At 36.4% G+C, this 12,992-nt stretch carries 15 protein-coding genes and 2 pseudogenes; 4 read left to right on the top strand and 13 right to left on the bottom strand.

The genetic code is table 11. The annotated features are described in order from the left end of the window. Positions 1–79: 79 nt before the first annotated feature. From ABOA58_RS12785 to ABOA58_RS12765, 5 genes are all read right to left on the bottom strand, one after another. On the bottom strand, positions 80–319 hold the full coding sequence (locus ABOA58_RS12785; protein WP_350302595.1) for a hypothetical protein: 240 nt from the start codon (positions 317–319) through the stop codon (positions 80–82). A 160-nt stretch (positions 320–479) separates the two neighbouring features. Further along, positions 480–704, bottom strand: a complete 225-nt coding sequence (locus ABOA58_RS12780; protein WP_350302594.1) for a hypothetical protein — start codon at positions 702–704, stop codon at positions 480–482. A 173-nt stretch (positions 705–877) separates the two neighbouring features. Further along, positions 878–1,672: a hypothetical protein gene (locus ABOA58_RS12775; RefSeq protein ID WP_350302593.1), complete on the bottom strand. Its 795-nt coding sequence runs from the start codon at positions 1,670–1,672 to the stop codon at positions 878–880. A gap of 62 nt (positions 1,673–1,734) precedes the next feature. Next, positions 1,735–1,872: a hypothetical protein gene (locus tag ABOA58_RS12770; protein ID WP_350302592.1), complete on the bottom strand. Its 138-nt coding sequence runs from the start codon at positions 1,870–1,872 to the stop codon at positions 1,735–1,737. Positions 1,873–1,885: 13 nt separating this feature from the next. Further along, a complete protein-coding gene (locus ABOA58_RS12765) occupies positions 1,886–2,251 on the bottom strand; it encodes a hypothetical protein (RefSeq protein ID WP_350302591.1) in 366 nt (121 codons plus the stop codon). A gap of 55 nt (positions 2,252–2,306) precedes the next feature. On the opposite strand from ABOA58_RS12765, the pseudogene ABOA58_RS12760 reads away from it, so the two are divergent. Both ABOA58_RS12760 and ABOA58_RS12755 read left to right on the top strand, forming a co-directional pair. Continuing rightward, a pseudogene (locus ABOA58_RS12760) lies at positions 2,307–2,612 on the top strand (tyrosine-type recombinase/integrase); the annotation flags it as partial. Positions 2,613–2,672: 60 nt separating this feature from the next. Further along, a pseudogene (locus ABOA58_RS12755) lies at positions 2,673–3,196 on the top strand (DUF3898 domain-containing protein); the annotation flags it as partial. Between the two features lie 370 nt (positions 3,197–3,566). Here the strand turns inward: ABOA58_RS12755 and ABOA58_RS12750 are convergent. The 3 genes from ABOA58_RS12750 to ABOA58_RS12740 form a co-directional block, all read right to left on the bottom strand. Continuing rightward, positions 3,567–3,803 carry a hypothetical protein gene (locus tag ABOA58_RS12750; protein WP_350302590.1) on the bottom strand — a complete coding sequence of 79 codons (237 nt, stop codon included), beginning with the start codon at positions 3,801–3,803 and terminating at the stop codon, positions 3,567–3,569. 176 nt (positions 3,804–3,979) lie between these two features. After that, complete coding sequence (locus ABOA58_RS12745) at positions 3,980–4,108, bottom strand: hypothetical protein (RefSeq protein WP_350302589.1); 129 nt, start codon at positions 4,106–4,108, stop codon at positions 3,980–3,982. A gap of 271 nt (positions 4,109–4,379) precedes the next feature. Continuing rightward, the gene (locus ABOA58_RS12740; RefSeq protein ID WP_350302588.1) at positions 4,380–5,264 is read right to left on the bottom strand and encodes a R2-like ligand-binding oxidase; all 885 of its coding nucleotides are present in this window, start codon (positions 5,262–5,264) and stop codon (positions 4,380–4,382) included. 392 nt (positions 5,265–5,656) lie between these two features. On the opposite strand from ABOA58_RS12740, the gene ABOA58_RS12735 reads away from it, so the two are divergent. Next, a complete protein-coding gene (locus ABOA58_RS12735; protein ID WP_350302587.1) occupies positions 5,657–6,409 on the top strand; it encodes an alpha/beta fold hydrolase in 753 nt (250 codons plus the stop codon). A 7-nt stretch (positions 6,410–6,416) separates the two neighbouring features. Then, positions 6,417–7,001 (top strand): TetR/AcrR family transcriptional regulator, encoded by a 585-nt coding sequence (locus ABOA58_RS12730; RefSeq protein ID WP_350302586.1) that lies wholly within the window; start codon positions 6,417–6,419, stop codon positions 6,999–7,001. Between the two features lie 427 nt (positions 7,002–7,428). On the opposite strand, the gene ABOA58_RS12725 is transcribed toward ABOA58_RS12730, so the two are convergent. From ABOA58_RS12725 to ABOA58_RS12705, 5 genes are all read right to left on the bottom strand, one after another. After that, positions 7,429–7,833 carry a PaaI family thioesterase gene (locus ABOA58_RS12725; RefSeq protein ID WP_063593440.1) on the bottom strand — a complete coding sequence of 135 codons (405 nt, stop codon included), beginning with the start codon at positions 7,831–7,833 and terminating at the stop codon, positions 7,429–7,431. A 146-nt stretch (positions 7,834–7,979) separates the two neighbouring features. After that, positions 7,980–8,762, bottom strand: a complete 783-nt coding sequence (locus tag ABOA58_RS12720; protein WP_350302585.1) for an enoyl-CoA hydratase/isomerase family protein — start codon at positions 8,760–8,762, stop codon at positions 7,980–7,982. 147 nt (positions 8,763–8,909) lie between these two features. Further along, positions 8,910–10,094 (bottom strand): thiolase family protein, encoded by a 1,185-nt coding sequence (locus ABOA58_RS12715; protein ID WP_350302584.1) that lies wholly within the window; start codon positions 10,092–10,094, stop codon positions 8,910–8,912. Between the two features lie 349 nt (positions 10,095–10,443). Beyond that, on the bottom strand, positions 10,444–11,307 hold the full coding sequence (locus ABOA58_RS12710) for a 3-hydroxyacyl-CoA dehydrogenase family protein (RefSeq protein ID WP_350302583.1): 864 nt from the start codon (positions 11,305–11,307) through the stop codon (positions 10,444–10,446). Next, on the bottom strand, positions 11,297–12,922 hold the full coding sequence (locus ABOA58_RS12705; RefSeq protein ID WP_350302582.1) for a long-chain-fatty-acid--CoA ligase: 1,626 nt from the start codon (positions 12,920–12,922) through the stop codon (positions 11,297–11,299). The genes ABOA58_RS12710 and ABOA58_RS12705 overlap by 11 nt, the downstream gene beginning before the upstream one ends. Positions 12,923–12,992 lie beyond the last annotated feature (70 nt).

The following is a 12,992-nucleotide window of genomic DNA, read 5'->3' as shown; positions in this document are numbered from 1 at the left end:
TAAACCCTTTTCCCTGTTTATCCATAAAAAAAGCACTTCATTTAAGAAGTGCTAACCGCAAATTTCGTTCCAAATAGCTTTAATACAGATCTATTTCTTCGATCGCGATGTCAATATATTTTTGGTCAATGTTTAAGGCATTACTTAAAAAGCCCATTACATCTCCACCTGAGATGAAAATTTCTCTACCAAAGTTATTATTATCAGCCAGAACTTTAGAAACCCTTTTGTTTTCGTTATCATCTGCTAAATTTACATTTATCTGAGCAATACTATGGTAATCATCTTCATAGGAATGATCAACTATCACTTCAATCATTTTTATCACCTCCGACAGTTTATTTTCATTATAACGGATACCCCTTTATCTGTTATAAGAATTTTCTAAGTAAGTTCCTACCGCACATTTTGTTCCAACTAGACAGCAATTAAAACATTTTAAAAAAGCTGACTACCTAAAAGATAGTCAGCTTTGTCACTCATTTCATTATATAATAATCAGCTAGAATACGATGCTTAATATGATCAACTTTCATTGCGTCAAAATAATACCTAGAATTATACGATTGACCATGAAATTTACTGATATATTTCATGTAGCTTCCAATCAATATTCGTAAATTTTTTTGGTCATATTCCGTCATTATTTGACTAAGATCAACAAGCAACCGATCCACAGTTTGATCAAAATGATTATTACTCATAATAAAACCTCCATATTTTATATTGTATAAGGTAATACAAAACTAAGGAGGAGTGACTTAATTATCATACCATAAAAACCCAGATAGTTTTTTTATTAAGATATATTTTTAAAATTTATCTAAACCTAAAGAAAACTAATTTGGAAGTTCTTTAACCTCGAGGTATGTTCCTGTTAGGTAATATAAACTAATAATTCTCTTCCTATAATAGTCAATTCACACTTATGTTGTTCATTCCCTATACTATGTGCTTCCATTAAACCTAATCTTTGTATTTCAATCACTGAGTGTTGAATTCTTCTAAATTTATTTTCATCTGAAATCCCTCTTAATTGACTATATGCCTGAGTAAATTCTGAATAAAAATCTGATGTAATTTTAGAACCAAATTGTATAGATGTTCTTAAATGTAATAGTGGCCAATTTTCGTAATCAGATATTATAGTTATCGCTTGCGGAGTTAATCTTTCTAGTTGTCCTAATGCATATCTATGTTTCTCAAATAGTTCCTCAAAATTGCCTTCTTCTACAATTCGTTTCAGTACTGTTGAGAAATGCTCTGTTAATTCTGGATCTGGTGGAGAATCATCTATTATTCTCAGAATCTTATTAAAAAGTGTATTTCCTTGCGAGTTTTTCAAAAAATCTTTAAGCATATTTACGGCTTTTTCTTGTTCGTCCATTTTATTAAAATATTGCTCTAATAAAATCATTTGCTTTGCTTCAGTTAAGTTTTTATTGACCTCTTCATTCCAATTTAGAACAGTAGATACTACATCTCCAACAGCTCCAAATAAAGATAATCCTTTTTCCCTAATTACTCTTAAACTTTGTTCTTTCTTTATTTCTTTTTCTTGGCTTTCATTCATTTCGATTTTTTCTAACCTGGAATCCAGTGTTTTTCCTGTTGTGTTAAGATAGGCATCAGGATTAGTAGCAATATATATAAGTTCTTCTTTCTTTTCCATTCATTCATCTCCTAGGCAAAGTGATTACTCATAACATATTTTAACTCCACCCAGGAAATATTTCACTTGTTTTTCATTTTATTCAATGTTCCTCCAACAAATATTTTTTGGTTCTCTATTTTATTATCTTGGTTTATTTTTTCATTTAAAAGTAAAAGTTTTTCAACTTCCTTGGTATTTTTGTTATTCTTTTTAACCATTCTTTTACTCCTTTCATGATAAATTAATTGTCTTAATAACTCCATTTATATCCTTGAACTTCAGTAAACCAGACGTGCTATCAATATATAAAGAATTATTCACCGCGCTAGCTGCTGGTGCAGGAATGAGTTTCATACAATTTTTAATTTCCGTGTATGGTGCATCAACAGTTAATCTAGTTTTAGAAGATATATCTGCATTCCCATTTGGTGCTAATATTGACACATTTCCATTTGCACTAAACAGGGAAGCAAAACCATTTGTGGATTTAAGTTGTACACCTAAATCCGTCATTCCTTCCAATGTAACTTTCGTGCTATCCTTACTAATTCCGAAAATATCCTTATTAAAAGAAATTAATTTAAACAGGTTTGCCATCGATGCAGTTGTGTCATATTGAAACGCATATTGTCCATCGTCGGCTCGATTGCTAGGTGAGAAATATCACGATAATGATTTAGTAATTTGTACCCGAAATGGAAAACCGATTATCCCACGTAATTTTAGAAAATAGTTTTATAATTTGACCGAAAAAGTTGGTTTACCTAAAACAAAATTTCATTCAGCTACAAGACACTCTCATGCTACATTACTTATTCAGCAAAATGTGAACGTTTAGCTAATTAGCGAACGTCTCGGACATGCTGAGATCGGAACGACTTTGGACATATACAGTCATGCGTCCTCTAACATGCAGAAGAGTGTTGCAGTTGAAATTGATAAAGTGCTCAATCTGTGACCAATTTCGTGACCAGCAAAAAATAAAACTCAATAATATCACGGTATGAAGACTTCTCTCCCATACATGCCCGAAGAAGGTATGGTCGAAGAAGGCGAACTGAAAATCCACCAGGCTTCACATGCCCGCTACTTCGAGGACTTCTTGAAATTCGTCGAATATGGCGAATCGATGCCTGAAATCATGAAAAACCAAGTCATCCACATGGTTCATGAACATGTATCCGCTCAATTCAAGAAAACAGTGACGAACTGCAAAAATTCGAACAGGACCTGGAAATCTGGGAAACAAGCGATAAACGCGAAATCCAGGAAAGTCTTGAAACCCACCAAGTCGTCGAAGCCACAGCCCAGATTGTCGAGCATACACCTGAAGCTGAACTGCGCATGAAGCTTGGCAGTACATCTGTTAAAGGATGGCTTGCTGATTTCAGGGATACCATCCATTTAGGAAAGATTAATGGGAAGTATGTATTGATGATAGAATCCAATACAATAGAATTCGATAAAGGTGTCTCGCCGATTGAGTTTCACAGGCCGGATGATTTACAAGTACTAATTGATAAAATCATTAATAAAAGTTGATGATAGCCCGAGTCACAAGAAAATATGATCATTTGTGAATCGGGACCTCTCTATAGAGTCACACTGTACTTGTGTAATATCCCGAAAATGGCGGTCTTTGAGACTGCCTATTTTTTATTTTTCTTATACTAGTTAAGGTTATCTTGTGTATCTTGGGCCTCCAACCGGATCAGCACTATGTTTGTAATAGACTTGATCTGCACCACTAACCGCTTGATTGTTAAACTCCTTCACGCTCCGGTATAGCAATATTGATCAACATTTGTGAATACCTTGAATATTGAAGATGTAATTTGAATTAGTTCAAACAGAGTAAAACCACCAATCTTAACTGACTGGTGGTCTTAAGCTATAATTTTCTATTTAAATTTTAATAATGGTCTACTGGTGCACCTAGGTTATCCAAGTCTTGTGAAATATTTAGAATGATTAAATATCTCCACTCGTTTTTAAGTTTTCCTAAGTCCACAACCTGATGAACCTCTACTTCATCATTTTCATACTCTTTACTAGTCTCGCAAATCTCATATAAACTTTCTACTAATTCAGTATTATCCCAATTCCTTACGTCTAACTGTACGAACTTTTGGTTTTTTTTTATATTCATTTTCTTCACTCCTAGTTTTTAAAGGATAAGGGATATTGAGTACTCCTAGATGATTTAGTTTTGTTAATTACAACCCTATGGTTTTTTGTTGATGTATCCTTAGTGCTAATATTTGAATCATAACTCTTAGCATAATGAACCTGAACTTGATTAGAGTCTTTGTCTTTAGTGGTCCACTACTTTACATCCAATGTTGTTCCATCTTCATACATGGGATTATATATAACTTCACTTGTTGTACCCTTTTCGAATGCGGCTTCTCCTTGAATTAATCCATAAAATTCAATGGTATCTAATGATTTCAAGCTCTCAAACTCTGCCCAATCTGCTTCTTCTGCAAAAGAAATATTAATACTACTAAACGTGAACACTCCTACTAATAATAGTTAAACTAAAAAACGATTAACAGATTTGTCCATCTCCCTTTCAAATTTTAATTGGGAAAAAACACAAATTATAGCACAAAAAATAATGTTTTTGTATTTTTTTCATTAAAAGTAAAAAAATGATAATTTTATTAAAAAAATCACCAATCATAGTGACTGGTGACTTCTAACTCTGTTATTCTAATCCTTTTTATGGTTTTGAGTTTCCTCCAGTAGATCGATAAATTTCTTCGATTGTCTGTCCCTTCGCCCGTGCAAGGATTTCAATTCTTACCATTAACTGTTTTTCTGAGTATTTCTTAATATCAGAATGATATTCCTTTGCTTTTTCCCCATTTCCAATAACGCCCTCTGCATTTAAGGAGATAGCAAGTGGTGCCAATTCCTCAAGCTTCTTAACCACCCTGTCAAAAAGATGAGGATGTTCACAAATCAAGCGCTGAAGAAGAAATGTTCCATATGCAATATGTCTTGATTCATCTTTCTTTAAGTGGTCAATGCCCTCTAAAAGTCCGGGCATTTTATCCATAATTTTCAGTCCATCGTAAAATGATTTATATCCAGTTTCCGCCAAAACTCCTTCAGCAAACATATTGTACACTGTAGCTGCGTCAGCTATTACCTCAGGGGTTTGTCCATGCCAAAGCCGTTCCATTGTTTCGGGGAGAATTTCATAAAAAAACTTACGATAGGATTCAGAATGCAAGTGAGCAAGATCGCCTTTTTCACCAATAGCATTTAACACCAGCCGAAAGAATTCAGTATGTTTAGCTTCATCACATAAAAAGGTTGTAAGGAACATCTCCTCTTCCAATCTACCTTCTCTCGCAATCACCCTAAGCAATGGGAGTAAGTCGAGAGTAACCGCCTCTTCCCCTCCTTGAAATTGCGCGAGAAGTTTCAGCACCCATTCTTTATCTTTAACAGATAGTGTTTTCCAGTCCTCTTGATCCTGTGAGAAATTGATATCTTGGGGATTCCAAATTCCAAACTTTTTTGCCTTTTGATACAACTGGTAGGGATATGAATCCTCCATCAAACCGTCCGAGCTCGTCGTTAAGAGTTTCTTTCTCAAGTATATTCCTCCTTCGATTATATATTTACCAGTTTATGCAAAAAGGGAATTATACGTATGGACAAATTCAGGTCTGGTGCAAAATTAAATTTAAAAAAGAATAAAAGGCTTTCTGCATTATTGGGTATTGCATTCAATAATAAGTAATGGAAATGGTAAGAAACAAATTAGGAACCGTTTAGAATTGGCTTTTGCAAAGGTAATGGTGAGATTCCGAAGCTCTCCTTCCCTGCTTGTTCAATAATAGGGCAATAATTATTTGTGCTTTTTCTATTGGTTAGCGCAATGATTCGGAATGGATCATTAGGAATTAATTTACATTTTCTATTGACTAAACGTTCATTCAATAATAGAATAAAACTGAAAATTCAGTGAAAAACGGAGGGGTTGCATTGGATTTACATTTCGAGATTACTGGCAATGGTCGTCCTGTTGTTCTTATTCATGGTGGTGGGACTGATTTGAGGCAATGGACATTTTTAGCATCTCTTTTATCTAAGGATTACAAAGTTATTGCTTTTGATGGCCGTGGTGCCGGTAAATCACCATCCCCTATAAAACATGTAAACTATGTAGACGAAGTACTGGCACTAATGAATTACCTTGAACTTAATCAGGCAACAATTATTGGCCATTCCATGGGCGGGCAAATTGCAACTGATTTCGCTCTTAATTACCCTGAAAGAGTATCAAAACTTGTGTTAATTGCTCCTTCTTTAACAGGTTTTCCCTATTCAAAGGAGTTTGAACAGTATCATGAAAGAATATTGGAAAGTGCACCCAATATAGATAAGATGTTAGAGCTTGCCCTTCATTCACCAACATATCAGGTGATTATCGATAGTCCGCACAAAGATCTCATTGTTCAAATGCTCAGACATCATTTCGGGCGCATTCTTAAGTGGCCCGCTGATTTCTGCATGAAATGGCCTCAGCCGCCAGCAATGGAACGATTAGAAGAATTGAACACCGAAACTTTATTTTTTATCGGCAAAAAGGACTTGGCAGACAATTTTCGAGTTGCCGATTGTTTCCGTAAGGTTCCAAACATCGGGTTCATCGAAATAGAGGATGCCGATCATATGATGCCCCTCACTCATTCTGAAATTTTATATCAAGAATTCACTGCTTTTATGGAGGATTGAAGTAAAAATGCCACGTACACCTGAAGAAAATGACCGCATTCGCCAAGCTTCCAAAGAAAAAATTCGCGCTGCTGCCATGGAGTTATTTATAAAACAAGGATATTACGCTACTTCTATAAGCGATATAGCCAAGAAAGCGGGTATTTCTAAAGGGTTACTCTATAATTATTACAAAGGAAAAGAAGAACTGCTTTCTGAAATGGTCGAGGCCAGAATCAGGGAAGTGGTTGAAGTCATGGAAGAAGCGTTCACCTCAAATACACCTCGTGAACAGCTTGAACATATAGTAAATGGTGCCATTGATAATATCCACAAAAAACCGGAAGTCCATCGGTTTTATCTGCACCTGCAAACTCAGCCGGAGTCTGATGAAGAGTTGATAAAATACAGTCATCGCATTATTGAAGAAAATGCTAAACAATTTGAGTTTCAATGTACAATATTTGAAAGTATGGGTGAAAAGGAACCAAGGAAACGATCGTTATATTTTTCATCGGTGCTACAAGGTATTATGTTGATGATATCCACCTATCAACAAAGTTTTCCGATTGAAGAAATAAAGAAGCAAGTTATAAGTGAGTTTTGCAACTAGTCTACCGTTTAATAGGATATATCTTGAGGGCATGAATCCGGTAACCTACTGGACTCTTGCCTTTTAATTTCACTTCTCCATCACGGTCAAGCTATGGTGCGTATTACGGGTAGCAAGAACCACAAAAAACTCACTAGTTTTAGCGATAAATTATAAAAAAACAGGACAATATTTGTCCCATAAAAAAAATTCTTTATTATCAATATCAAGAGTGTATTTTTTTCGTAGCCAAGTGCCTTATTTATATCGTTATATCTATAATGTAGTACGTCGAATTGATGTTTATCTATAACCATACACTTTTAAATGCTAATTGTTAGACTTTTAAGCTTTTATCTGCACCTGTAATAATATATGGAATTACTCGATGTATAAAGATTACTATCCCTTAATGGTTTTTAGGTTTCCCCAAATTAATCACCGTTTTTTATTCTTCTCGAATAAGCTTAAATGTTCCAATGCCCTTTGTAATAACATTTCCTTTCATGTCCTTTATTTCTCCCTCAGCAAAAGCAAGTTTATATCCTTGCTGAAGCACTTTTGCTTCAGCATATAATTCTCCTTCTGACATACTAGCTAGATAATGGATGGTTAAGTTTGTTGTCACACATCTTGTCTTTGTGACGGATCGAAGAACCATTCCAAGGATAAAATCAAGCATCGTAGCATAAACACCACCGTGTAATGTTCCATTTGTATTAAGCAAATATTCTTCAATTGTTAACTTCACCTTGACATTCCCTTCTTCAAAGTAAATGATTTGAAATCCGATATGCGAAAGAAATGGATTGCTTTCAAAATCTTTCTGAATATCTTCCAATGTTATTGGCAAGGTCTAGTCCATCCTTTCTTGTTTCACGATTTTTCTCTTTAAGTGGTTTAAATTTATAAACTTTACTTTTATCATTTCAACCCCAAATTTTATGTATCAATGATAAGTTTATAATTTTATCCTCAGTTTATTTAGTATTATATTTCTTATTTCCCTTGAAATTGTGGCTTTCTTTTTTCCAAAAATGCAGTTGTTCCTTCTATTTTATCTTCTGTTGAAAAGAGAACAGCTCGAGCCAATTTTTCGAATATCAATCCTGTTTTCAGGTCAACATCAGCACCAAAATTCACAGCAATTTTAGCCAATTTAACAGCCAATGGGCCTTTTGCAAGGATTTGAGAAGCTACTTCTTCTACCTTTGCGGGAAGGTCCTCAGGACTTGTCACTTCCGATATTAGTCCAATACGAAACGCTTCATTTGCGTCAATAATTTTCCCCAATATAATCATTTCCAGCGCTTTTCCCTTACCTACGATTCTAGCTAATCGCTGTGTTCCTCCAGCACTTGGAATAATTGATAAGTTTAGTTCCGGGAGACCAATTTTTGCGTTTGTAGAAGCAATTCGAATGTCACATGACATTGCTAATTCACATCCACCTCCAAGAGCAAAACCGTTTATCATCGCAATTGTAGGCTTCTCGTAATCATCTATTAAATTATAAACATCCTGCATACCGTCAGATTTTAGTGCATCACCCGCCGTCTTTTCCCGTAATTCAGTAATATCTGCTCCTGCTGCGAACGATTCAACTCCCTTTCCAGTAAACACTATACACTCTACAGTTTCATCATGTTTTAATGCTTCTAAAGCTCCTGTTATCTCGTCTAAAGTTACTTTATTTAAGGCATTCCTCTGCTTCGGACGATTAATCATTACAAAAGCAATCTGTCCTTTTTTATAAACCTCTATATTAGTAAATGTCCCCATTTATATAACACACCCTTTTTAATTTTTAATAAAGCATTCAGGATTTCTCGTTTAAAAGGTATATAACCATTAAAAACTAGGGATGTTCTCCAATGTTTTATTACCATTACCATAAAATACAATCCTCGTATGCTACCGAATTGTTTGTTATATTGTTTCAAACATAATGGCCATGCCTTGACCACCTCCTACGCAGAGTGCCGCTATTCCATACAATTCTTGCCTTCGGATCATTTCATGTACTAATGTTGTTACGATGCGGGCACCGGTCGCTCCTACTGGATGACCGAGAGCAATGGCTCCTCCATTCACATTGACTTTGTTTATATCAAGACGAAGTTCTCTAATAACCGCTAATGCTTGAGAAGCAAAAGCTTCATTTAGTTCAATAAGCCCGATATCTTCCAGTTTTTTTTCCGTACGCTTTAACAATTTTTTTACTGCTGGTACCGGTCCGATTCCCATTATTTCAGGAGAAACTCCTGCCGCGGTCCAGTCTACAATCTTGGCGAGCGGCTTCAAGCCTAAACGTGAAGCCTCGCCTGCTTTCATTAACACTAATGCAGACGCTCCATCATTCCGGCCGCAGGCATTACCTGCGGTGACAGTCCCATTTTCTTTGAACGCTGGTTTTAAGTTCGTAAGCTTATCCATTGTTGTTTCAGGACGAGGATGCTCATCCGTCCCAATAGTAAGCGCTTTCTTTTCAACCATGACCCCTACAGATACGATTTCATCCTTAAACCTTCCAGCTTCTATAGCCTTTGCAGCTCTTCGTTGACTTTCTATCGAAAAAGTGTCCTGATCTTCCCTAGAAATATTGTAGCGCTCCGCTACATTCTCTGCTGTGATTCCCATACCTAACTGTTTTCCGTATATTTCTTGTGGCTGCTGCCCGGCTTCCATATTAGAGTCCATTAAGATAACTCGGTCACCACCGAAACGTGTATTTCTTAAATAGATTGGACCTCGGCTCATATTTTCCGTACCGCCTGCAACCATGATATTAGCTTGATTAGAGGTTAGCTGCTGTACGGCCGAAGCAATGGCTTGCATCCCTGATGCACATAACCGGTTGACTGTGAAAGCAGGTGCAATATCCGGAATCCCGGCCCTTAATGCTGCAACTCTCGCCACATTGGATGATTCAGTCGATTGTCTGACTTCGCCCAAAATAACCTCATCAACTTGTTGAGGCGTAATTCCGGCCTTTTTAATAGCTTCTTGGATTACAATACTCGCCAAATGACCAGAACTGATTTCCTTAAAATTACCGCCGTAACGCCCAATTGGAGTTCGAACTGCACTAACAATAACAATATCTTCTCCCATCTCATCTACTCCTCTCTATATTTAGCTGTATTCTTTTTTCAACTATTCGAAACAATATGGACTTCAGACTTTTAAATAAATCTCTGTACCTCAGAAAATTGGAAATATCTTTATATAATTAAGTTTAGAAGGTGGTTTTGTGAATCCTTTAAATCAGTTATATATAAATTCTTTATTCGTCTGCCTTTTAATAATGCCTATCCATTTTACTTCCTTGAAAAGCGCGGGAATGGATATTCTGTATGGCAACCATTAATCCGGCTGCTGAACATGCATAAGTAGTTCTCATCTCATCAGTGAAGAATGAATGCCCCCCACTGATGAACGTTTTTTTAATCCGTCTTTTGGATTAATCGTATGTGTAAAACCCTTTTCCTGTTTTTCGGCCAAGTTCTCCTTTTCGCACTTTTTCTTGTACAATTTTAGCCGGCATATCTGATTCATTACCGCTTTCCTGGTAACGTTGCATGCGAACGAAATTGTTGACATCAATGCCTGTCAAATCCATAAGTGCAAAAGGCCCGATCGGATGGTTTAACGCTTTCGTACAAACAAGGTCAATTTCTTCATGGTCGGCATACCCATTTTCTAGTAAATACACCGCTTCGTCCGTTAACTTCCCTAAAATTCGGTTTGCAATAAAACCGGAAATTTCTTTTTTCAGCAAGACAGGTACCTTTTGAATGCTCTTTATAAGCTCTAGCGCTATTTGAGTTGTCTCCTCCGAAGTATGCGGACCGCACACAACTTCTACGAGCTCCATGACAAGTGGCGGATTAAAAAAGTGAACATTGCAAACCTTATCCGGGCGATTCGTTGCATCTGCAATTTTCGAACTTACAATTGTCGAACTATTTGTTGCCAGAACCGCATGTTCCGGAGTCACCTTATCTAACTTTGTAAATAATTCACGTTTGGCATCAAGTTTTTCCACAATTGCTTCGATTACGAAATCTACATCCTTCATCTCTTCAAACTTAGATGAAAAAGTCATTTTGCTAAATGCATCACTTACTTTCTCCTCTATTAATCTTCCTTTTTGTACTCTTCTATCCATATGGCCTTGGAGTGACTTCTTAGCCTTTATTAGGTTCTCATCGCTGATATCATACAAAACAACCGAATATCCCCTCAATGCGCAAATCATGGCGATTTGTGATCCCATCGTTCCTGAGCCGATAACCGCTAATTTAGAGATATCATCAATTCGCATTCTCCCTTGCTCCCTTCTCTTGTTCCTCTTGAACTAGTAATCTTTTAAGTAACTTCCCGACTGTATTCCGAGGTAATGATTCTCGTATTTCAAACTCCTTTGGCACTTTGTAACGGGTTAGCTTAAGATAGCATTGACCTCTTAATTCCTCTAGATCGATTTGACATCCATCTTTTGGAACAACATACGCTTTTACTGTTTCTCCGTTCACTAGGTTTGGAATACCAACAACTGCTGCCTCCTTCACATCTGGATGCTCATATAAGACACCCTCGACTTCCTGAGGATAAATATTAAAGCCCCCCACAATGATCATTTCTTTTTTTCGTCCGACAATGTAAAAATAACCGTCCTCGTCCATCATGGCTAAATCTCCGGTATATAGCCATCCATTTTGTAAAGAGCGATTTGTTTCTTGCTCATTGTTCCAATAACCTTTCATTACTTGTGGCCCTTTTATTAATAATTCCCCAATGCACTTCGATGGCAGTTCTTGGTTGTTATCATCGACGATAATACTATCTGTACCAGGTACCGGTATCCCAATACTTCCGACCTTCCTCATTCCAATAAGTGGATTTCGGTGTGTTAACGGTGAGGCTTCAGATAGTCCGAACGCTTCTAAAATTTCAGCTCCGGTTAAATGCTCAAAACGTTTAATAACCTCGACAGGTAGTGGTGATGATCCGCACGAACATAATTTAAAGCAATCCAACCCGTACCTCTCGACATGTGGATGGTTAACAAAAGCATTGTACATTTTTGGAACACCCGGGAGGAAAGTGGGACGATATTCTTTAATTTGCTCCAATATATCTTCTACCTGGAACTTCTTGAATAATAGCAACGTTGCCCCGATATACACCCCTAAATTCATTATAGAATTCATCCCATAAACGTGGTATAGAGGAACAGCAGTTAAGATCACTTCCTGTCCAGGTAGCATTTTTTCCTTAAGTAAGCTATAACCTTGCATCAAATTGGCGATTAAATTGTAGTGAGTCAACATCGCACCTTTCATTTTCCCTGTAGTTCCACCTGTATACTGAATAACTGCAACATCATTAGTAGTTGAGATAGATGCTTGCTTTTCCAAATGATACGAATGTTTTTTTAGCTTATCCAAGTCTAAAAACTCGCTACTTGAATCATCACTTCTCATTTGCGAAACGAAAATATTTTTGAATTTGTATGAATCACATACTTGACGTACAGTTTTTAATGCGTCCGGATCTGCCACAAGATAAGAAACTTGACAGTCACTTAAAATGTATAAAAGCTCACGGGGTGTATACATTGGATTAATTTGTACGACTATCAATCCAAGCGCTTGGGCAGCATAATATGAAATAATATAGTCAGGATGATTGGCAACCATTAATCCAATTCGCTCATCTTTTTGGAAGCCTAATTCTTTCCACGCAGCAGCTAAGCGGTCAACTTTATCTTTTAACTCACTGTAAGTTGTATTTGTATGTTCATAAATGATTGCAACCCGCTCTCCATATAGTTTGACCGTTTCTTTCAGAATGGAATACAGAGAAATTTCAGGCACTTTCAGTTCTTTTGGATCTCTATAAAATTTATACCACGGCCTATTTATTAAATGATTCATATAAATCCCTCTTCCTTCTCTTCCGAATTTTCACAATACGTTTTCTTCAACTATGAATAAAACCTGGCTT

The organism is Peribacillus frigoritolerans, from assembly GCF_040250305.1.
Lineage (GTDB): Bacteria > Bacillota > Bacilli > Bacillales > DSM-1321 > Peribacillus.
Note: the sequence above shows the minus strand (reverse complement) of the source record. Positions and strands in the feature narration are given on the sequence as shown.